This window comes from Vibrio sp. TRT 21S02 (assembly GCF_050113675.1).
Classification (GTDB): domain Bacteria; phylum Pseudomonadota; class Gammaproteobacteria; order Enterobacterales; family Vibrionaceae; genus Vibrio.
Window position 1 is genome coordinate 80,084 of sequence record NZ_JBNJOI010000013.1, and the last position, 21,015, is coordinate 101,098.

The 21,015-nt window shown below is 45.5% G+C and carries 22 protein-coding genes; 13 read left to right on the top strand and 9 right to left on the bottom strand.

Annotated features, from left to right (window positions below; genetic code table 11):
• Positions 1–36 precede the first annotated feature (36 nt).
• The 5 genes from accA (at position 37) to ACQEXU_RS16345 (ending at position 4,117) form a co-directional block, all read left to right on the top strand.
• A complete protein-coding gene (gene accA, locus ACQEXU_RS16325) occupies positions 37–996 on the top strand; it encodes an acetyl-CoA carboxylase carboxyl transferase subunit alpha (RefSeq protein ID WP_367988357.1) in 960 nt (319 codons plus the stop codon).
• A 119-nt stretch (positions 997–1,115) separates the two neighbouring features.
• Positions 1,116–2,429, top strand: a complete 1,314-nt coding sequence (gene tilS, locus ACQEXU_RS16330; RefSeq protein ID WP_427011620.1) for a tRNA lysidine(34) synthetase TilS — start codon at positions 1,116–1,118, stop codon at positions 2,427–2,429.
• A gap of 54 nt (positions 2,430–2,483) precedes the next feature.
• Entirely contained in the window at positions 2,484–2,795 is a 312-nt protein-coding gene (locus ACQEXU_RS16335) for a c-type cytochrome (protein WP_367988359.1), read from the top strand.
• Between the two features lie 107 nt (positions 2,796–2,902).
• The gene (glnB, locus tag ACQEXU_RS16340) at positions 2,903–3,241 is read left to right on the top strand and encodes a nitrogen regulatory protein P-II (RefSeq protein ID WP_038203435.1); all 339 of its coding nucleotides are present in this window, start codon (positions 2,903–2,905) and stop codon (positions 3,239–3,241) included.
• A 33-nt stretch (positions 3,242–3,274) separates the two neighbouring features.
• Positions 3,275–4,117 carry an endonuclease/exonuclease/phosphatase family protein gene (locus tag ACQEXU_RS16345; protein WP_427011621.1) on the top strand — a complete coding sequence of 281 codons (843 nt, stop codon included), beginning with the start codon at positions 3,275–3,277 and terminating at the stop codon, positions 4,115–4,117.
• Here ACQEXU_RS16345 and ACQEXU_RS16350 read toward each other — a convergent pair.
• From ACQEXU_RS16350 to gloB, 3 genes are all read right to left on the bottom strand, one after another.
• Positions 4,107–4,793: a YIP1 family protein gene (locus ACQEXU_RS16350; protein ID WP_367988361.1), complete on the bottom strand. Its 687-nt coding sequence runs from the start codon at positions 4,791–4,793 to the stop codon at positions 4,107–4,109. The two genes, ACQEXU_RS16345 and ACQEXU_RS16350, sit on opposite strands and share 11 nt — an antisense overlap.
• Positions 4,793–6,361, bottom strand: a complete 1,569-nt coding sequence (locus ACQEXU_RS16355) for a LysM peptidoglycan-binding domain-containing protein (protein WP_427011622.1) — start codon at positions 6,359–6,361, stop codon at positions 4,793–4,795. Before ACQEXU_RS16355 ends, ACQEXU_RS16350 begins: the two co-directional genes overlap by 1 nt.
• A 70-nt stretch (positions 6,362–6,431) precedes the next feature.
• The gene (gene gloB / locus ACQEXU_RS16360; RefSeq protein ID WP_427011623.1) at positions 6,432–7,190 is read right to left on the bottom strand and encodes a hydroxyacylglutathione hydrolase; all 759 of its coding nucleotides are present in this window, start codon (positions 7,188–7,190) and stop codon (positions 6,432–6,434) included.
• Between the two features lie 39 nt (positions 7,191–7,229).
• Here gloB and ACQEXU_RS16365 point away from each other — a divergent pair, with 39 nt between their 5' ends.
• Positions 7,230–7,982 (top strand): class I SAM-dependent methyltransferase, encoded by a 753-nt coding sequence (locus tag ACQEXU_RS16365; RefSeq protein WP_367988365.1) that lies wholly within the window; start codon positions 7,230–7,232, stop codon positions 7,980–7,982.
• Here ACQEXU_RS16365 and rnhA read toward each other — a convergent pair.
• Positions 7,970–8,434: a ribonuclease HI gene (gene rnhA / locus ACQEXU_RS16370; RefSeq protein WP_427011624.1), complete on the bottom strand. Its 465-nt coding sequence runs from the start codon at positions 8,432–8,434 to the stop codon at positions 7,970–7,972. The genes ACQEXU_RS16365 and rnhA overlap by 13 nt on opposite strands.
• A 56-nt stretch (positions 8,435–8,490) precedes the next feature.
• Here rnhA and dnaQ point away from each other — a divergent pair, with 56 nt between their 5' ends.
• Both dnaQ and ACQEXU_RS16380 read left to right on the top strand, forming a co-directional pair.
• The gene (gene dnaQ, locus ACQEXU_RS16375; RefSeq protein ID WP_367988367.1) at positions 8,491–9,234 is read left to right on the top strand and encodes a DNA polymerase III subunit epsilon; all 744 of its coding nucleotides are present in this window, start codon (positions 8,491–8,493) and stop codon (positions 9,232–9,234) included.
• Between the two features lie 8 nt (positions 9,235–9,242).
• A complete protein-coding gene (locus ACQEXU_RS16380) occupies positions 9,243–10,493 on the top strand; it encodes a TIGR03503 family protein (protein ID WP_427011625.1) in 1,251 nt (416 codons plus the stop codon).
• 60 nt (positions 10,494–10,553) lie between these two features.
• Here the strand turns inward: ACQEXU_RS16380 and fadE are convergent, their stop codons facing one another.
• Positions 10,554–12,998 carry an acyl-CoA dehydrogenase FadE gene (gene fadE, locus ACQEXU_RS16385; protein ID WP_427011626.1) on the bottom strand — a complete coding sequence of 815 codons (2,445 nt, stop codon included), beginning with the start codon at positions 12,996–12,998 and terminating at the stop codon, positions 10,554–10,556.
• A gap of 311 nt (positions 12,999–13,309) precedes the next feature.
• Between fadE and lpcA the strand changes: the two genes are divergently transcribed.
• Together lpcA and ACQEXU_RS16395 are read left to right on the top strand one after the other, a co-directional pair.
• Positions 13,310–13,888 (top strand): D-sedoheptulose 7-phosphate isomerase, encoded by a 579-nt coding sequence (lpcA, locus tag ACQEXU_RS16390; RefSeq protein WP_367988371.1) that lies wholly within the window; start codon positions 13,310–13,312, stop codon positions 13,886–13,888.
• Between the two features lie 32 nt (positions 13,889–13,920).
• Entirely contained in the window at positions 13,921–14,766 is an 846-nt protein-coding gene (locus tag ACQEXU_RS16395) for a class II glutamine amidotransferase (RefSeq protein ID WP_367988372.1), read from the top strand.
• A gap of 57 nt (positions 14,767–14,823) precedes the next feature.
• Here ACQEXU_RS16395 and ACQEXU_RS16400 read toward each other — a convergent pair whose 3' ends face one another.
• Positions 14,824–16,539, bottom strand: coding sequence for a proline--tRNA ligase (locus ACQEXU_RS16400; RefSeq protein WP_367988373.1), 1,716 nt, complete (start codon positions 16,537–16,539; stop codon positions 14,824–14,826).
• Positions 16,540–16,649: 110 nt separating this feature from the next.
• Positions 16,650–17,345, bottom strand: a complete 696-nt coding sequence (gene tsaA / locus ACQEXU_RS16405) for a tRNA (N6-threonylcarbamoyladenosine(37)-N6)-methyltransferase TrmO (RefSeq protein ID WP_427011627.1) — start codon at positions 17,343–17,345, stop codon at positions 16,650–16,652.
• Between the two features lie 124 nt (positions 17,346–17,469).
• Between tsaA and ACQEXU_RS16410 the strand changes: the two genes are divergently transcribed.
• The 3 genes from ACQEXU_RS16410 (at position 17,470) to ACQEXU_RS16420 (ending at position 19,674) form a co-directional block, all read left to right on the top strand.
• Complete coding sequence (locus tag ACQEXU_RS16410; RefSeq protein WP_427011628.1) at positions 17,470–17,730, top strand: type B 50S ribosomal protein L31; 261 nt, start codon at positions 17,470–17,472, stop codon at positions 17,728–17,730.
• On the top strand, positions 17,731–17,856 hold the full coding sequence (ykgO, locus tag ACQEXU_RS16415) for a type B 50S ribosomal protein L36 (RefSeq protein WP_005380299.1): 126 nt from the start codon (positions 17,731–17,733) through the stop codon (positions 17,854–17,856).
• 231 nt (positions 17,857–18,087) lie between these two features.
• Positions 18,088–19,674 (top strand): AbgT family transporter, encoded by a 1,587-nt coding sequence (locus ACQEXU_RS16420; RefSeq protein WP_427011629.1) that lies wholly within the window; start codon positions 18,088–18,090, stop codon positions 19,672–19,674.
• Positions 19,675–19,799: 125 nt separating this feature from the next.
• Here ACQEXU_RS16420 and ACQEXU_RS16425 read toward each other — a convergent pair whose 3' ends face one another.
• Both ACQEXU_RS16425 and metQ read right to left on the bottom strand, forming a co-directional pair.
• On the bottom strand, positions 19,800–20,039 hold the full coding sequence (locus ACQEXU_RS16425; RefSeq protein WP_427011630.1) for an RNA recognition motif domain-containing protein: 240 nt from the start codon (positions 20,037–20,039) through the stop codon (positions 19,800–19,802).
• 141 nt (positions 20,040–20,180) lie between these two features.
• Positions 20,181–20,990, bottom strand: a complete 810-nt coding sequence (gene metQ / locus ACQEXU_RS16430) for a methionine ABC transporter substrate-binding lipoprotein MetQ (RefSeq protein ID WP_367988377.1) — start codon at positions 20,988–20,990, stop codon at positions 20,181–20,183.
• Between the last annotated feature and the right edge of the window lie 25 nt (positions 20,991–21,015).

The window sequence follows — 21,015 nt, forward strand, 5'->3', positions numbered from 1 at the left end:
TTCGATATACAAATATCGAGTGAAAAGGATCCATAGATGAGCCTAAACTTTCTAGAATTTGAAAAGCCAATTGCAGAACTTGAAGCGAAAATCGAAGCGTTACGTGATGTTTCTCGCCACGGTGGTGAAGCGGGCGTTGATTTAGATAAAGAAATCGAACAGCTAGAGAAAAAAAGCTTAGAGCTTAAAAAGAAAATCTTTAACGATCTTGGTGCTTGGGAAACAGCGCAGCTTGCTCGTCACCCTCTTCGTCCATACACATTAGACTACGTTGAACACGTTTTCACGGAGTTTGATGAACTGGCTGGTGATCGTGCTTATGCTGATGACAAAGCTATTGTTGGTGGTATTGCTCGCCTAGAAGGGCGTCCAGTGATGATCATTGGCCACCAAAAAGGTCGTGAAACGAAAGAAAAGGTTAAGCGTAACTTTGGCATGCCAAAACCGGAAGGTTACCGTAAAGCTCTTCGTCTAATGGAAATGGCAGAGCGTTTTAAAATGCCTATCATCACGTTCATTGACACGGCTGGTGCATACCCAGGTGTTGGTGCAGAAGAACGTGGTCAATCTGAAGCAATCGCAAAAAACCTTAAAGTGATGGCTGGCCTTAAAGTGCCTGTTATTTGTAACGTTGTTGGTGAAGGCGGCTCTGGTGGCGCATTGGCGATTGGTGTTGGCGATTACGTGAATATGCTTCAGTACTCGACTTACTCAGTGATCTCTCCTGAAGGGTGTGCATCTATCCTTTGGCGTGATTCAGATAAAGCACCGCAAGCTGCAGAAGCGATGGGTCTGATTGCTCCTCGTTTAAAAGAGCTTGAGCTGATTGATGAAATCATTGAAGAACCACTTGGTGGTGCGCATCGTGATCACATTCAAATGGCTGAAAACATGAAAGCAACACTTCTAAAACAATTAGAAGAGCTTGAGCAATTTGGTGCTGAAGATTTGCTAGAGCGTCGTTATCAACGCTTGATGAGCTACGGTTACTGTTAAGCAGTATGAATTAATAAAAAGGCCGAACTGAGTTCGGCCTTTTTTGTACCTAGCAGACAAGGACAAAGATTGGGTTTCACGCTAAACTAGCTGTGATTTTGGATTACTTGTTACTGAATATGCCCGAGTTATATCACCAGTTCTCTCAGCTATTGCATCAACATTACCTACCTGAGCATAAAATCGTTATCGCTTTTAGTGGTGGTATCGACTCTCGTGTTTTGCTTGATTTAGCCCATCAATATCAGCAGCAACACCCAATGAATATAATGGCAATCTATGTTCATCATGGGTTGAGCTCAAATGCGGATGAATGGGCGGAAAATTGTGCACGCTGGGCAGCGCAAGTAGGTATTGCTTTTAAGGTCGAGTATGTTCAGTTAGCTTCCGCTAGTGGTGAAAGTATCGAGAAGTTGGCGAGAGAAGCACGTTACCAAGCTCTCGAAAAGCACTTGAACCAAGGTGATCTGCTGTTAACAGGGCAACATGCTGACGACCAATTGGAAACGTTCTTGTTGGCATTAAAGCGAGGTAGTGGGCCCAAAGGCTTATCTTCAATGGCTGAAAGTATGCCGTTTGCTGGTGGAAAAGTAGTTCGCCCCTTACTGAAATGCTCACGCGCTCAAATTGAAGCGTATGCTGAATCCAGAAGCTTAGCTTGGGTGGAGGATGAAAGTAACCAAGATATTCGCTTCGATCGCAACTTCATCCGCCATCAAGTAACCCCTGTGTTAACTGAGCGCTGGCCTTCTTATCGTCAGTCAGTGCAGCGCAGTGCAGAATTGTGCGCCGAACAAGAAGCACTGCTCAATGAGCTATTAGCTGAAAAGTTTCAATCAGCACTGCAAAGTGACGGTAGCCTGTCTATTGCTGTGCTAGCGGACAGCTCAGAGTTGGCGAGAGTACGCTTACTCAGAATGTGGTTTGAGCATCATCATCAGCTGATGCCTAGTCGAGAGCACAGTTTGATGATTTGGCAACAAATTGCATTGGCTAAACAAGACGCAAATCCGCAACTCAATCTTCAATCTGTACAAATTCGCCGTTTTAATGGTGCGCTACACATGCTTGCGCAGTGGGCAGACGTGAGTCAATGGCGTAGTGTGTTTAAGCTGGGTGAGACCTTGAACTTACCTGATAGTCTTGGCTGCTTATCACTCCAAGACAGCGGTGCTCAGAACCATCTCCGACTACCAGAAGGGAAAGCGACGTGTTTTGATGTGGTATTTGAGCCGCAAGGTTTAAGTGCTCATCCTGTTGGTCGCGGTCATAGCCGTAAGCTTAAGAAGCTGTTTCAAGAGTATGATGTGCCTAGCTGGCAGAGACGCCGAACTCCAATTTTACTCCATCAAGGTCGGGTAGTTGCAGTTGCAGGTTTGTTTATAGATCAAGCGTTTGCAGGTCACGATTGTGAACTTCTCTGGAGCAAGTAATCCGATTTTGTGTAAGAATCGTATAATAAAAACACGATAAATTAAGGAAGAGCAATGAAAAAAGTCGCACTGGGAATCATTATCGGCATAGGCATGATTGGAGGGCAAGCAGTCGCTGGTGATATTGAAGCGGGTAAAGCGAAAGCGATGGTTTGTGCTGCATGCCATGGTGCAGATGGTATGGCGACCATTCCAGGCTACCCACATTTAAAAGGACAAAATGAGCAATACATTATTTCCTCGATTAAAGCTTATAAAAACAAAGAGCGAACGGGTGGCCTTGCCGCGGTGATGCAAGCGCAGGCTGCATTGCTAAACGATGATGATATTGCGAATTTGGCCGCGTACTATTCGAGTTTGAAATAGTTGAATGTATTCATGATGAGCCCGAGCCTATATGCTCGGGCTTTTTGTTGATTGTTAGCCTTTGCTGGCTGATAATAGCGGCAACGCCAAAAGTTTAAGGGATGAACATGAAGAAAATTGAAGCGATCATTAAACCATTTAAGCTTGATGATGTTCGTGAAGCACTGGCTGAAGTTGGCATCACTGGTATGACGGTTTCAGAAGTGAAAGGTTTTGGTCGTCAGAAAGGGCATACAGAACTGTATCGTGGTGCTGAGTACATGGTGGACTTTTTACCAAAAGTGAAGCTTGAGATTGTGGTGACTGATGACGTCGCTGATCAATGTGTCGATACTATTATTGAGACCGCTCAAACCGGTAAAATTGGCGATGGAAAGATCTTCATTACGGACGTGGAACGCGTGGTGCGTATCCGTACTGGAGAAGAAGACGAAGACGCAATTTAAGAGAAAAGAGCCGTAAGGCTCTTTTTTATTGATATGAGAAAAAAGCTACTCCTTGGGCTTCCTTTCATGATTACCGTTGTGATCATTTGGGGTTACCAGACCATATTTACCCTTTCAGATACACCTCAATTAACAACGATAGAAAGCCACTCAGAGTTGCCTTCACTCAATTGTTACCATAATCCTGCTCCTGTCACTATTGATGAAAGTGGCGTGATTAACCTTTTAGTTTGGAACATTTATAAGCAAAATCGAGACAATTGGCAGCAAGCATTAGAGCAATACTCCTCAAACAAACAGTTGGTTTTACTGCAAGAGGCCAGTATGACTTCCGAGTTAAAGCAATGGATTGCTCAACGAGGCTGGAATGGCAATCAGGTTGACGCGTTTAAAGCATTTGATGTTAGTGCTGGGGTGCTAAATTTAGCGCCAGAATTGCCTGTAAAAGCGTGTGCATACACAGAGTTGGAACCATGGCTTCGATTACCTAAATCGGCACTCTATGCAACCTATCAGCTCTCTGACGGTCAACAACTGGCTGTTGTTAACATTCATGGGGTGAACTTTACTTATGGTACGACAGAGTATCAACGGCAATTAGATAGCTTGGTTGCTGCGCTAAATGAGCACACGGGGCCAATTATTGTTGCAGGAGATTTTAATAGCTGGAGTGAGCAGCGCTTACAGGTCTTGAAACAAGCTTTGAGCGGTTTGAAACTGACAGAGGTTAAGTTTTCCCCTGATCACCGAGTGGAATTTTTAACTGGATTGCCACTGGATCATGTGTTCTACAAGGGGCTTTCTCTAAAAACAGCAGAGGCGCCTGTTTCTGACGCCTCTGATCATAATCCTTTATTAGTTCAATTTAGCTTATAGCAATGTAAATGGCCCAAATTAGGTAGTAACCTAACCAAGGTAATGCCGAAATAACCAGAGCCTGCCCTCGTTCAAATTCAGTCCATGTACCTATTGCGGCATAGCCGAGTACGATGTACCAAGGAAGAAGCAGTGGAAATGAACTGGCAAACTGAGACCAATCATTGGTTAGAGGTAGTTTGAGTAAACCATTTAAGCTATTGAGATCAGCTGCATAGGTCATCACTTGACCATGTTTAAGCAGTAAGCTGGCGTAACTGGCGAGATCACCAAGTACTGCCGGGAAAGTGATGACGGCACTGGCGGCAAACCAACGCCAAAAGCCATGTTGATGCTGGCTTGGTTTGGTCGCTAGGTTGAACCAAAATGCCAGCATAATAATTGTGAGCGTTCGGCTGACAATATCACTAATGATTTCGCTCGCCATGAGTGTATTAGCATCCAAAAGCTCTAGTTGCTCTGGATTTGTTTGGCCAAGTTGCGCGGATAGACCGGCTTTTAGCCATTCAAAGTCAACGATATCAAAGTAAGCACCCCAAAATAGGAAAGGGGTCAGCATCAAAAAGATATACGGTTGCCAGCCCCACATCCCTCTTTGATACAATGCGAGAAAACATGAACTTGGTGAACGAAAAATGTCCACCAGCATGATGAGTGGGTTACTTGAAGGATTCATTAAACACTTACCTTAGTGACATCGACATATAATTTAAGCTTTTGACCCGGCTGCAGGTACTTATTCTTGCTTAATGCATTCCATTTGACGATATCGTTACTTTTCACTTTAAATCTATTTGCGATCCCACTGATGGTATCACCAGAGCGGACTTTATAAAAAACGGTTCGAATGATGGCACCATCGCTACCATCTTTCCAGATCACTAAACTTTGTCCGATACGTAATGTATCGCGTGGGCTGAGCCCATTCCATTTTGCGAGTGCTTGATGAGATACTTTATTGTCGTTGGCAATACTCCACCAACTTTCTCCAGCGCTGACTTTGTGGATCAGTTTGTACTTTCCGCGGCTTTTATCTTGAGTTTTCTGCAAGCGGTTCGAAGCGCTTAGTAAATAGGCTTTATCATCTTTGGTCGATGTTGGGATCATTAGTGCCTGACCAACACGAATGGTATTGCCTGATAGGTTATTGGCGGTACGAATCACTTTTGGGGTGGTGTTATATTTTTGCGCTAGGACACTAAGGCTATCCCCTGATTTCACCTTATAGCGAACCAGTTTCATCCCTTTACCACGGTTGCTATCCACTTGCTGAGTAAACTGGGTAACCGCTTCAATTGGTAACAGTAATCGATGTGGCCCATTTGGAGCCGTTGCCCATTGGTTATAGGCAGGGTTTAGGCTCTGTAGTTGTTTAACAGAAATACCGGCATATTGCGCGGCAATAGCGAGATCGAGCTGCTCTTTCGGGTCAACTTGTTCTACGACTGGTTTATTTGCAATCGCTGGGATCTTGATGCCGTATTTATCTTGGTTGGCAATGATATCCGAAAGAGCGAGAAGCTTAGGCAAGTAACCGCTGGTCTCTTTTGGTAGGTCCAAGGAGAAAAAGTCCACTGGTTTGCCGAGTTTTTTGTTTTTGCGTATTGCGCTAGAAACTCGACCACCACCGCTATTGTAGGCAGCAATCGCATGATCCCAATTCCCATCAAAACGCTTATTGAGTGAGGTTAAGTAATCAAGTGCAGCATCGGTAGAAGCTGCGACATCGCGGCGACCGTCATACCAGTAGTTTTGCTCTAATCCATACATCTTGCCTGTCGCCGGAATAAACTGCCATAAACCTGCCGCACGGCCATGTGAATAAGCAAACGCATCAAAGGAGCTTTCAACAACAGGTAAAAGCGCCAGCTCGAGTGGAAGATTACGTTCTTCAATTTTCTCAGTGATCAGATACAGGAAAGGTTCCGCGCGTTCAGACACCGTCTTAAGATGACGAGGGTGCTTGAGGTACCAATTACGGTAATAGTCGACTTTTTTATGCATTGGAATAGGCATTTCCAATTGCATAGCAATGCGTTGCCAAACGTCTTCTTGTGATTCAGGCGTCAATACTGGCTTGAGCTTGATAACGGGTTTACTTGGCTTAACTTCAGAATTAACCGTATGCTCAACTTTTGGTTTGGCTTGAGTATTCGTTGGTTCTGCATTGGTTTGTTGTGGTGGCTGGGTAAGCTGACATCCTGTCAGAAAAAGCGCCAGTACCCAGCTGTATGTTACTCGCATTCTACAGCCCTTTTGTTATGTAGCTGCTGATAATAAAGGTCTAGTTATGCGAGTGACAAGCACCAAAACGTTAAAATTCGTTCTTCCACTCACGTAATGCGGTAAAAATAGCGAGTGGATCGGTTTGTGCTGTACGATTTGCCACCGATTTGATCACATTAGGTTGATCTAAGCGTAAGAACGGATTTACCCATTTTTCTTGGCGCAATGTTGTCGGAATGGTGGCTTTGTTTTGTGCCCGCAGACGATTTACCTCATCGCGATATTGTTGCAAGAGGTCATTTTCTGGCTCAACAGCCAAAGCAAAAGAAAGGTTGCCTGCGGTATATTCATGTGCGCAGTACACTTCGGTCTCTTCTGGTAGAGCTGCTATTTTTTCTAGAGATGTGTACATTTGCTCCATTGTGCCTTCAAAAACTCGTCCACATCCGGCAGAAAACAGCACATCACCACAGAATAGTTTACCATCACCGACATACCCAATATGACCGAGTGTATGTCCTTCTAATCCAAGGATAAAAAATACCTCATCAAAAAGTTTAATTTGGTCACCCCCTGATACAGGATGCGTCAGTGGTGGAACGGGATCATTTGCTGGGCCAACAATATCTGCATTAGGGAAGTGGCGTGCCAGTTCTGAGATCCCTCCAGTATGGTCAGCGTGATGATGCGTGATGAGAATGGCATCCAGTGTTAAGTTATGTGTTTGAATATATTCTAATACGGGCTTGGCATCGCCCGGATCGACGACGGCACAACGCTGATCGCTATTTTGTATCAGCCAGATGTAATTGTCGTTAAATGCGGGTATGCTTTTGATATCTAACATTGTTGAGTCTCCAATCCCCAAGAGTGAAGCAGGTTACACATGAACCCAGCACGCAGCAATAAAAAGCTTGAAAAGCCTCATTCATGGTCTCAGCTAAAAAATGGTCAATGGGTGAGTGAGTCCATTCAAATCCGCGTGGATGAATGGTGCCCGAAATTGTTTGGTTACCATTTTTTAAAGCTGGGAGGGTTGAGCTGTGAGCTCACCACCAGTTGTAACTGTAACATTCAACATCAAGTAAACCTAGATATCCAGAACCCATTGCATAATGTTATCGCGGATGGTTACGAGCTCCCTTTTCTTGAAAAAAGCTTTGATGCTGTTTTATTAGCCCATCAATTGGATTACTGCAATGATCCGCATCGAATGCTGCGCGAAGTCGATCGAGTTATGATTGATGATGGTTACTTGATCATCACGGGGTTTAATCCTGTTAGCTTCACTGGGCTGGCAAGCTTGATGCCGTGGCGCAGGAATAATTTACCTTGGAGTGGGCGAATGTTCACTCCCGGGCGAGTTCGAGACTGGCTTGGTTTACTAAATTATCAAGTAATTGAGATGGACAGGTATGCTTTGTTTCCAATGCAGAGGTATCGCACGATGTGGACTTGGATGGAGAACAGTCTAGGGGAGTGGGCTTCCCCCTTTGGTAGTTTGTATTTTATTGTGGCACGAAAACGGACCTACCCACTAAAACCGATCAAACCTCATTGGAAGCTTAAACGTAAGCTTTCTCCAGTTGGGGTGAACTATAAAGTCAGAGTCGAAAAGACCAACCATCAAGAAGGCTGATAGCCTGTGTCCTCGTCGGTTGGGTTTTCTGCAGCCGTACGTGCAAGTTCATCACACATTTCATTTTCTCGGTGACCTGCGTGGCCTTTGACCCAACGCCAGTCAATCTCGTGACGCTGAGTTTCACTGTCGAGTGCTTGCCATAAATCCGCATTTTTCACTGGTTTTTTATCTGCCGTTTTCCAGCCACGTTTCTTCCAATTGTGGATCCATTGGGTGATCCCTTGACGTACGTATTGGCTATCCGTCGTCAGAATAACATGACAGGGTTCTTTGAGAGTTTGCAGAGCAACGATGGTTGCGAGCATTTCCATGCGGTTATTGGTTGTTAGGGTGTAGCCCTTCGCCAAGGTTTTTTCTACTTGCTTGTAGCGAAGTACGATCCCGTAGCCACCCGGGCCTGGATTCCCCAAACAGGAACCATCAGTGAAAATTTCCACCTGTTTTGTCATGATTTGATACTATTGGGTTAAGCAGTTATAAAGCATAGTCTGACACACATATCGTTATGAATACCAGTAACAAATCGAATTCCCAACGCATCGTGGTGCTCGATACCGAAACCACGGGTATGAACAGAGAAGGTGGTCCTCACTACCAAGGGCACCGTATCATCGAAATCGGTGCGGTTGAAATCATCAACCGTAAGCTCACAGGGCGCCATTTCCATGTTTATCTCAAACCTGATCGTGAAATACAGCCAGACGCCGTCGAAGTTCACGGTATCACGGATGAATTTCTTATTGATAAGCCAGAATATCGCGATACTCACCAAGAGTTTCTAGACTTTATTAAAGGCGCAGAACTTGTTGCCCATAACGCGCCCTTCGACGTGGGCTTTATGGATTACGAGTTTGAAAAGCTCGACCCAGCCATAGGTAAGACAGTCGACTACTGTAAGGTGACTGATACCCTTGCGATGGCGAAGAAAATCTTCCCGGGTAAGCGTAACAACCTTGACGTACTCTGTGATCGTTACGGTATTGACAACTCACATCGTACTCTCCACGGCGCATTGCTCGATGCGGAGATCCTAGCGGATGTTTACCTGCTGATGACTGGTGGGCAAACGTCAATGCAATTTGGGGGCGACGCGTCATCTGATGGAGATTTGAGTGGTGAGTCGATAAAACGTGTTGCTGGTGGACGAAAAGCATTAAAGGTTTTACGTGCAACCGCCGATGAATTAGAAGCACATCAAGGTCGTTTAGATATCGTCGAAAAAAGTGGAAGTTGCCTCTGGCGTCAGTAGGAGAAGGAATGTTGAGGATTTGGTTTACCCTGTTAGCTCTGGTTTATACATCACTCAGTTATGCCGCTGAGGGATCCTCAATGTCTTTACTCGATAACCGTTTTCGTGTTGATCCCACCATTAAACAAATTACTTTTGTGATTTATCGTGCAGAGCGTTCTCAACCAGTGGTATTGGTGCGGCCTGACGGTAAGAAATATTATGCTTGGCGTGCTCCTGATAATGTTCGTTGGTATCAAGAGCCTGCTATGGATATCGTCTCAATCGATAACCCGATGCCGGGACCTTGGCAGGCGATTGGCAAAGTGACGCCAAAAAACAAAATTAAACTGATTTCGCATTTAGAGCTAAATACGGATGAGTTGCCTGAACGATTATTTCAAGGGGAAGAGATTAAGTTTACTGCCCAACTGACGTCTGATGGAAAACCCTTAGTGCTAAGGGACTTTTTAGATCGAGTTAAGTTGATGGTGACGTTCACCAAGTATGTCGAAAATGAAGATAGCTTGATTAAAGAAGCTCGCCCAATTCCAACCACTATTGGTGAGTTTGCCGATGACGGGCAGGGGCTCGATGAACGTGCTGGTGACGGTATTTTTACTGTGTCGCTACCTATCACACCACAACCGGGTAAATATCGCGTACGAGTGACTTCTGGCAATGGTGTATTCCTCCGCGCTCGCGAAAATGAAGTATTGGTTTACCCGTCACCTCTGCAACATACTTTTATTCAGTCTCGCACAGAAGGCACTCCTCACGAGTTGGTTTTTTCTGGGGAGCAAGGCATGGTTGCTCCGGGTTCTGTCGCGGCGCAAATTGAACACCAAAATCCTGATGGATCAGAAAATATTCTTGCTGGTGCAGCTGCGGAAGAATCGATGAAAGTGTCATTGAAGATCCCATACTCAGGGGAAATTGGCCAGTATTCATGGACGGGCCGTGCCTTTGCCACTGAGCTTGCCGCTGGCAGGCCGCTTGTTTTTCCACTCACGCAGCAAACGTACAGCGTAGTGAAAGAAGTGGATATGGCAGAAACTCGTCGCCTTCAGGAAGAAGAACGACTCAAGCAGCAGAAAATCCAAGAAGAGTTACGTTTATTGCAACTGCGTGAGGAAAAGCGTCAGCGCAGCATTATGTTTATTGCCATAGGCAACGTTGCTGCGATACTGCTGGGGCTGATTGGTTGGTTTGTATGGCGTAAAGTGAAATTTAAACGTGAAGCCATCCCTGAGATGCAATTGGAAATGCCCAAAAAATGATAAAGAGAAAAGGACTGCATGAGGCAGTCCTTTTTTGTACAGCGCTATATTCCCAGTGGTTTACGCAACGTTATCCATCACTGGGAATCTTGGCTTTGCGGCTAGGGCTTCTGGCTCAAAGTCATCAACATTGATGACGTATAAACGCTGCTCCTCAGCCTCACATAGCAGATCGGCTTCTGGTTTATCAATGATGCCTTCCGCCAAACCAATTTCAGCGACTAAATCTAACCTCAGGAATGGACGGCGCTGCTTAGTCATTTTACAAACTTTATCAAACAAAGGCTCGGCTTTGAGGATCACGTCTAACGCTTGCTCAATGCGACCTGCAGGGTTGTGCTCTGTTGGTTGCAAGTATTGATGTCGACCAATACGTGAGCGAGAAGCGCTTGGCGTTTGTAAAATTTGCGCGACGGTACTGTCGAGCGCATCACTTGGGGCTCTGCGTACACGTCCAAATGGCATTAGCATGATGCGCAGTGCTCGACCGACCCAACGATTAGGGAAGTTAGCTAAAAATTCATCGATAGCGACTTCGGTTTGTTTCAAGCTGTCTTGCAAGCTCCAATGTACCAACGCCAGATCTTCTTCAGGGCGAGCGTCTTGTTCGAAGCGTTTCAGCGTTGCAGAGCTTAAGTAAAGTTGGCTAAGAATATCACCAAGGCGCGCAGATAACCGCTCCTTGCGTTTCAGAGAGCCTCCCAGCATCGCCATTGAGATATCGGCAAGCAGAGCTAAATTCGCGCTGTAACGGTTTAACTGTTGATAGTAACGTGCTGTTGCGTCAGAGGTTGGCGCATCAGAACCAATACCATCGCTTAAGCCAAACCAAATACTGCGAACAAGGTTGCTCATTGTAAAGCTAACATGCCCAGCAAGCGCGCGGTCAAACTGAGCTACTGCATCCGCGCTTTCTGAATAAGCGGCATCCATTTCAGCCAGTACGTATGGATGGCAGCGAATCGCGCCTTGACCAAAGATGATCATAGAGCGTGTCAGTATGTTTGCTCCTTCTACGGTGACCGCAATTGGAGCTCCTTGATAGCCACGAGCAAGGAAGTTTGAAGGGCCCAAACAGATCCCTTTTCCGCCGACGATATCCATAGCATCGATAATGCTTTGCTGGCCGCGATGAGTGCAGTGATATTTTACTATGGCTGATATCACAGAGGGTTTTTCACCCGCATCAATGCCAGCGACAGTAAGGTTGCTGGCGGCATCCATCACATAGGCGTTACCACCGAGGCGAGCGAGTGGTTCTTCAATCCCTTCCATATGGCCAATAGGTTGCTTGAACTGGCGACGAATGCGCGCATAAGCACCGGTTGCGAGCGCAGCAGTTTTGATCCCGCCGGTTGAATTAGAAGGCAGCGTGATGCCACGGCCGACGGACAAACATTCAACCAGCATTCGCCAGCCTTGGCCTGCCATTTTTGGGCCACCAATAATGAAATCGAGAGGGACAAAAATGTCGTTGCCTTGCGTTGGCCCATTTTGGAACGGCACATTGAGCGGAAAGTGGCGGTTGCCAATATCGACGCCCGGAAGTTCCGTAGGGATCAAGGCGCAAGTAATGCCAACCTCTTCTTGTTTACCGAGCAATCCATCGGGATCGCGTAGTTTGAATGCTAACCCTAAAACGGTGGCTACCGGAGCTAGCGTGATATAACGCTTGTTCCATGTCAGTCGCATGCCCAATACTTTTTCACCTTGCCAATCACCTTGGCAAACCACACCGTAGTCTGGAATCGAGCCTGCATCTGAACCAGCTTCTGGGCTGGTTAATGCGAAGCAAGGTATTTCCTTGCCTTCGGCTAGACGAGGTAGGTAATGATCTTTTTGTGCTTCAGTTCCGTAGTGTTGCAACAGTTCGCCCGGGCCCAGTGAGTTAGGCACACCCACGGTAGAAGAGAGCACGCTGGAAACACCTGTCAGTTTTTGCAACACAAGTGATTGCGCGTATGCGGAGAACTCGAGACCACCGTATTTTTTCTTGATGATCATGGCGAAGAATTTATGGTCTTTTAGGTATTGCCATACTTCAGGGGGCAGATCAGCCAGTTCATGCGTGATTTGATAATCATTGACCATTGCACACACTTGGTTGACGGGGCCGTCTAAAAAAGCCTGTTCCTCGTCACTTAATGTTGGTGCAGCAATATCATGAAGCTTGCGCCAGTCTGGCTTTCCTTTAAACAGTTCGGCTTCCCACCATACTGTCCCGGCATCCAGTGCTTCTTTTTCGGTTTGTGACATTGCCGGTAATACTTTCCGAAATAATGTTAAGGCTTTTCGACTGATCAACGTTTGTCGAATGGCGGGAACGGCTAATATCGCCACTGCTGTTAGATACAACAGCCAAGCAATAGAGCCAGCAGTGCCTAAGAAAGTAAACAGCACCATGACAGCAGTTAAGGCGGTAAGTGTCAGCGCTATTGTTGCGCGATGGTATAGGCAGGTTGCACTAACGACAACAAAGCCAAGCAGGGAGAGCAAGATGTCCATATATCTGTTCCTTGTTCAGACACTGTAATTTTGTTTATTGGTCTGGTTTAAATAAGAGGTCTTACCAGTTAAGTGTAATCAAAATATTAAATAAATGTAAAACGATAGCGTGGTTAAAAAGTGATCCGTGTAGAGCAATAATTCTAAAAATGAGGGGTTGTGCCGATTTTGTGAGCGTAGGAAGTATCGAAAGAGAATATTCTTGGACGCTGACTATCGACAGTGAGAATTGTTTGAGTAAACTCAGAGATAACGCAGAACCTCCCTCAGTGGGGGTCATCTTGTTACAGAATAACTAAGAGAAAAATCCTATGTACCACGACCTGATTAAAAGTGAGTTGACTGAAGCTGCCGACGTTCTCAACAAATTTCTGAGTGATGACAACAATATTGCTCAAATTGAAGCCGCAGCAAAATTGATCGCGGATTCATTTAAGCAAGGTGGCAAAGTCCTTTCTTGTGGCAATGGTGGTTCTCACTGTGATGCGATGCACTTTGCGGAAGAGCTAACTGGCCGTTATCGTGAAAATCGTCCGGGCTATCCTGGTATCGCTATTTCAGATCCAAGCCACTTGTCGTGTGTAAGTAATGACTTTGGCTATGATTTTGTTTTCTCACGTTATGTCGAAGCGGTTGGTGCTCAAGGTGATGTGCTGTTTGGCCTTTCTACATCTGGTAACTCTGGCAATATCTTAAAAGCGATTGATGCTGCGAAGGCAAAAGGCATGAAGACCATCGCATTGACAGGGAAAGATGGTGGTAAAATGGCAGGACTCGCGGATATTGAAATCCGTGTGCCACACTTTGGTTATGCTGATCGCATTCAAGAGATCCACATCAAGATCATTCACATTGTGATTCAGTTGATTGAAAAGGAAATGGAAAAATAATTGGTTTAATTTTCAAAGGAGTGTTTTAAACCATGTGTGAGTTGCTCGGAATGAGCGCAAATGTGCCGACAGACATTTGTTTTAGTTTTACTGGTTTGATGCAGCGTGGGGGCAATACAGGCCCTCATCGCGATGGTTGGGGAATCACCTTTTATGAGGGGAAAGGATTCCGTAATTTCAAAGATCCAAACCCAAGCTGCGACTCTAAAATCGCAGAGTTAGTACAGAATTATCCCATCAAGAGTTGTGCGGTGATCAGCCACATTCGGCAAGCGAATCGTGGTGGCGTTAACCTTGAAAATACCCACCCATTTACCCGCGAGTTATGGGGGCGTTATTGGACCTTTGCTCATAATGGGCAATTGTCTGATTATCAGGATTTCCAAACGGGACGCCACCGGCCAGTCGGGCAGACCGACAGCGAGCTTTCTTTCTGCTGGTTACTTAAACAGATGGAAGATAAGTACCCTGAGCCACCGCAAGATATGGTTGGTGTTTTCCGTTTTGTTGCGCAATGCTGTGACAAGCTGCGTGAGAAGGGGGTGTTTAATATGCTGCTTTCTGATGGGGAATACGTCATGACGTATTGTACCAATCATCTTTATTGGATCACTCGCCGCGCACCTTTTGGTAAAGCGTCATTGATTGATGAGGACGTGGAGATCAACTTCCAAGAAGAGACTACGCCAAACGATGTTGTGTCGGTGATTGCCACTCAACCTTTAACGGACAATGAAACTTGGCATCGAATGAAGCCGGGCGAGTTCGGTATTTTTCACTTTGGTGAATTGATTGATGGTAATGCTGATGAACTTGTTGATGTGCCATACGCGCCGAAGAAAGTCGCAAGCCAAGCACCAACAGAACCGTTGGAGTAGATAAACAAAAAGGCCGATGTTTCCATCGGCCTTTTTAATTTCTAAGCGTTAAACAATTTAAGCCAGTTGCGCTTTAATGTGTTCAACAATATCAGCCATCGCTACAGCTGTTTTCTCACCTGAGCGGCGGTTCTTGTACTCGAAGTTGCCTTCTTTCATTGAACGATCACCGATCACGATAGTGTGAGGAATACCGATAAGCTCCATATCAGAGAACATAACGCCTGGACGCTCTTTACGGTCGTCGAACAGTACTTCAATACCCATAGCCGTCAGCTCAGCGTACAGCTTCTCAGCCGCTTCTTTCACTTCTTCAGACTTGTGCATGTTCATTGGAACGATCGCTACTTGGAAAGGTGCTAGTGCGTCTGGCCAAATGATGCCGTATTTGTCGTGGTTTTGCTCGATTGCAGAAGCAACAACACGTGAAACTCCGATGCCGTAGCAACCCATTTCTAGGATTACGTTCTTACCATCAGGACCAAGCACGCCACAGTTCATCGCTTCTGAATAAGCATTACCAAGTTGGAAGATGTGACCAACTTCGATACCACGTTTCAGTTGTAATGTACCTTGACCACATGGGCTTGGATCACCTTCAACAACGTTACGTAGGTCTTCAATTTGGCCTAGCTCAACGTCACGGCCCCAGTTGATGCCGAAGTAGTGTTTGTCATCAACATTAGCACCCGCGCCAAAGTCGGTCATTACAGCAACAGTACGGTCAACGATGAACGGCAATTCAAGGTTTACTGGACCTAGAGAACCTGGGCCAGCGCCGATCAGTGCGCGAATTTCTTCTTCTGTCGCCATCTCTAGAGGAGAAGCAACTTGAGGAAGGTTCTCTGCTTTCACTTCGTTTAGTTCGTGATCGCCACGGATGATAAGCGCGATGATGTCTGCGTCTACTTCATCAGAGGCTTTAACGAATAGCGTCTTAACTGTCTTTTCGATCGGCATGTCGAACTGTTCAACAAGCTCGGCAATAGTTTTCGCGTTTGGCGTATCAACCAGCGTCATCTCTTGAGTTGGCGCTGCACGCTCGCCAGCAGGAGCAGCAGCTTCCGCTTTTTCGATGTTTGCTGCGTAATCAGACTCAGTAGAGAATGCGATTAGGTCTTCGCCACTTTCTGCAAGTACGTGGAACTCTTGAGAGCCACTACCGCCGATAGCACCAGAGTCAGCCAGTACTGGGCGGTACTCAAGACCCATGCGATCGAATGCTTTACAGTAAGCATCGTGCATCGCTTGGTAAGATTTCTCTAGACCTTCTTTGTCGATGTCGAAGCTGTAAGCATCCATCATGCAGAATTCACGTGCACGCATTACACCAAAACGTGGGCGACGCTCATCACGGAATTTAGTCTGGATCTGGTACAGGTTTAGCGGAAGCTGTTTGTAAGAGCTCACTTCGTTACGCACAAGGCTAGTGATCACTTCTTCAGCTGTAGGGCTAAGAACAAACGGACGAGTATGACGGTCAGTAAAGCGAAGTAGCTCAGGACCCATCTTCTCAGAACGACCTGTCTCTTCCCATAGTTCAAACGGCTGAACAACGGGCATCAAAGTTTCGACTGCACCTGCATTGTCGATCTCTTGACGAACGATGTTTTCGACTTTACGCAGCACACGTAGACCAGTAGGCAGCCAGGTATAAAGACCTGAAGCCAGCTTACGGATCATACCCGCGCGTAGCATGAGCTGGTGGCTCACTACTTCTGCGTCGTTTGGAGTCTCCTTCAGAGTAGAAAGAAGATAATTACTGGTACGCATTAAATTTATCCGTTTATTAAAGTTAGATACTCGAGCCAGAATGGACCGGAGTATGAAGGTCCCCGAGGGGAAAATTGTTAGCCGCTTATAATATCAGCCAATTGGCTTTGTCAAAAGTGTTCAATCGCAGTAACTGTTATTAAGTTATCGCTCGCTGTGAACTTAACGTTCAGATCGAACAAATTTACCGCATATTCTTTACTATCTGGTTTTTTCTTCTTATAAGCTGGCCGAGGATCTTGCGCGAGTACTTGCTCGATGATTTCACGCTCAGTACGACCGTCTGCTCTCTTCGCGAGTAGCCGTTGAGCCTGCTCAGAAAAAATGACCACTGAAGTGGCAGGCTCTGCGTCCGCATACCCACCTTTTGCGTTTGTTACTGAATCGGAGTAGGGGATGTAGGGCTTAATATCCACAATAGGCGTACCACTGACTAAATCGACACTGCCCAGCTCGAGGTACACCTGATCCCCTTCAATTGAGACACCTTTTAGTTCAACGGCCGACATCCCAATGCCATTTGGGCGGAACGTTGAGCGTGAGGCAAATACGCCAATGCGCTCATTGCCACCAAGGCGAGGTGGTCGCACGGTCGGCTTCCAACCTGCTGAAAGATTTTGATCAAACAGAAATAACAGCCACACGTGGCTAAATTGTTCGATGCCTCTTACGGCTTCCAAACAATTAGCGGCTCCTAAAAGCTTGATCCGTGCTGTTGCAGCAGGCACCAAGCGAGGTTGGCGAGGAACCGCAAATTTCTCTTTATATGGACTTTCTACGGTACCAATTGGGTCTATGGAATACATATTGATTGTTATGACGAAAAAGACTGCGACACAAAGTATCACATTTTTTACTTGCAAAACTGGTTGAGAATGATTATTAATTAAAACGTTATAACATAACAATTTATCTTTTGAGGAGTAGAATATGAAACCAGGCATCCATCCTGAATACCGGAAAGTGGTTTTTCACGATACGAGCGTCGACAAGTATTTCGTTGTGGGGTCAACCTTGCAAACCGATCGTACGATCAAGTGGGAAGACGGCGAAACGTATCCTTATTTTACGTTAGACGTTTCTTCGGAATCTCACCCTTTCTATACTGGCAAGCAACGTGTTATCCAAAAAGAAGGACGTATCGCCAACTTTAACCGTCGTTTTGCCCAGTTTTCAAAAGGAGAGGAGTAAATGAAGGTAGTTAAATCATTAAAGAGTGCGAAAAGTCGTCACCCAGACTGCCAAATCGTGAAGCGCCGTGGTCGTTTATATGTGATTTGTAAAACCAACCCGAGGTTTAAGGCGGTTCAGAAATAACTGACAAACTCATTAGTTACTCTAATTAATCTAGCTTAATAATTATGCTAACAAATTGTTTGTAACTGGATATAAAATCTACATATTTGATAAAAAATGGTGAAAAATTGTGATTACAGCAACACTTTGTAACATTTAGGATTTTTAATTGAGCCTTCTCTCAAGTAACCTGCGCTGGATTTGTGAATGATTTGTCACAAATTCGGAGGAATAACTACAAGGAGGGAACAGATGAGTTCATCTGCTTCAATTAAACAAAATTCACCTAAGAAACCGTTATTTACGCGTTTCCTAGATGCTGTTGAATATTTGGGGAACCTTTTACCCCACCCAATCACTCTTTTCGCCATCTTCTGTGTGGCCATTCTTATCACATCTGGCATCGCTGGCTATTTTGATGTTTCTGTCGTTGACCCTCGCCCTGAAGGTGCGAAAGGTCGAGCGGCTGATGGCATGATCCACGTTGTCAGCTTGCTTAATGCAGATGGCCTCCAACTGATTGTGACCAATCTGGTTAAAAACTTTGTTGGCTTCGCACCGCTCGGTACTGTTTTAGTGGCGATGTTAGGTGTTGCGATCGCAGAGCACTCAGGTCTACTTTCTGCCGCGATGCGTGGCATGGTGATGGGCGCGTCTAAGCGTATGGTGACAGTGACTGTTGTATTCGCTGGTATCATTTCTAACACTGCATCTGAGTTGGGTTACGTCGTTCTTATCCCATTAGCAGCAATGCTATTCCACTCTTTAGGACGTCACCCTCTTGCAGGTCTTGCTGCTGCCTTCGCTGGTGTTTCTGGCGGATACTCAGCAAACCTACTGATTGGTACGGTTGATCCATTGCTTTCTGGTATTACAGAAACAGCGGCGCAAATGATTGACCCGACTTACACTGTTGGCCCAGAAGTAAACTGGTACTTCATGTTTGTATCGACGTTCTTCATCGCGTTCATGGGTGCGTTTGTTACCGAGAAAATTGTTGAGCCTAAATTGGGCAAATACAATGAAGAAGAAGCGGCAGAAGACCTATCTCAAGACACCATGGGTAAACTTACGGCTGTTGAGAAGAAAGGCCTTAAGTTAGCGGGTCTAGCGGTAGTGGTTGTTTCTGCATTACTTGCTTGGACAATTGTTCCTGAAGATGGCGTACTGCGTTCAGCAACCGGTACAGTGGCAGGTTCACCATTCCTGAAAAGTATCGTTGCGTTTATCTTTGTATTCTTTGCGATCCCTGGCTTTGTCTACGGTAAAGTTACTGGTTCAATGAAAACGGACCGTGATGTGATTGATGCGATGGCGAAATCAATGTCTTCAATGGGCATGTACATCGTACTGGTCTTCTTTGCAGCGCAGTTTGTTGCGTTCTTTAAGTGGACTAACTTCGGTCAGGTATTTGCGGTTGCGGGTGCAAGCTTCCTACAGGAAATTGGCTTGACTGGCCCAATGCTGTTTTTCGCATTCATCCTAATGTGTGGCTTCATTAACCTAATGATCGGTTCAGCGTCAGCTCAGTGGGCAGTAACAGCGCCAATCTTCGTTCCGATGCTAATGCTAGTTGGTTACGCGCCAGAAACGATTCAGGCAGCTTACCGTATCGGTGATTCGACTACTAACATCATTACACCGATGATGAGTTACTTTGGTCTGATCCTTGCGGTTGCTAGCCGTTATATGAAGAATCTAGGTATCGGTACACTGATCGCGACCATGCTCCCTTACTCAATCTGCTTTATCGTTGGTTGGAGTGTGTTGTTCTACCTATGGGTATTCGTGTTTGGTCTACCAGTAGGTCCGGGTGCTGCAACGTATTACACACCTTAGTAGAGGTTATTAAATCTTCATTAAAAGCCAGAGCTCTTGCTCTGGCTTTTTCATTTAGGAGCTTATTAGATAATAAAAAAGCCAGCGTTATGCTGACTTCACTTTCTGTATCCGTAATGACTTGCTTAGTTGTTTGCTATCTTCACGCGAATCTTACTTTTAGCAAGCGTGCTAAGGTTTAAATGAGTCATCGCCGCTTTAGCTTCCTCTTCATTAGCCATTTCAACAAAGGCGAAGCCTTTTGATTGCCCTGTTTCTTGATCTAAGACCAGAGTACATTGAGCAACAGTACCGTGAGCTGAAAATAGAACACGAATTTCGTGCTCTGTTGTTGTACGTGCAAGGTTACGAACTAGTAGTTTCATCATATAGGTCTTATTGAGTAGTTAAGGGCGGATTGTCGCAGGTTCGTTATGACAAACCAAGCAAAGAATAGAATTATGGGGATTAAAAAAGGGCTAACGCGTTAACGTTAGCCCTTACAATTTGTATAGCGTAGTAAATAATTACCAGCCTTTTACCACACCACCTTGGAAGATCTCTGAAGCGGCGTTGTACACTTCTTCAGTTTGGTAAGACTTCACAAAGTTTTGTACGTTTTCAGCTTTTACATTGTCTTCACGCGCCACAATTAGGTTTACGTATGGCGACTCTTTATCTTCAACGAAGACGCCGTCTTTTTGTGGTGTTAGGTTGATTGAGCTTGCGTAAGTGGTGTTAATGATTGATAGCGCAACATCATCTAATGAACGAGGAAGCTGTGCAGCATCGAGTTCAACGATTGTGATGTTTTTCGGGTTTTCTACGATGTCACGTACTGTTGCTAGCAGGCCAACACCTTCACGTAGTTTTAGCAAGCCTTGTTGCTCAAGCAATAGCAATGAACGGCCAAGGTTAGTTGGATCGTTTGGTACAGCGATACGGTCGCCATCTTTGATTTCATCCACTGATTTTACTTGTTTTGAGTAGCCTGCAATTGGATAGACAAAAGTGTTGCCAGCGATAGTCAGCTTATAACCGCGATCGGTCACTTGTTGGTCTAGGTATGGTTTGTGCTGGAATGCATTGATGTCGATAGAGCCATCATCAAGCGCAGCGTTTGGTGTGACGTAATCAGTAAAAGTAACCAGTTCAACATCCAAGCCATAAGTTTCTTTTGCAACTTTTGCAGCTACTTCTGCCACTTGTGCTTCTGCACCAGCCATGACTCCAACTTTGATTTTGCTGTTATCTACGGCTTTCTCACCACAACCTGAAAGTACCAACGCTGAAGCGGCTGCTGCAATTGCCAAAAGACCTTTTAAATTAAATTTCATCGACTATCTCCTTATAAAATCTTGT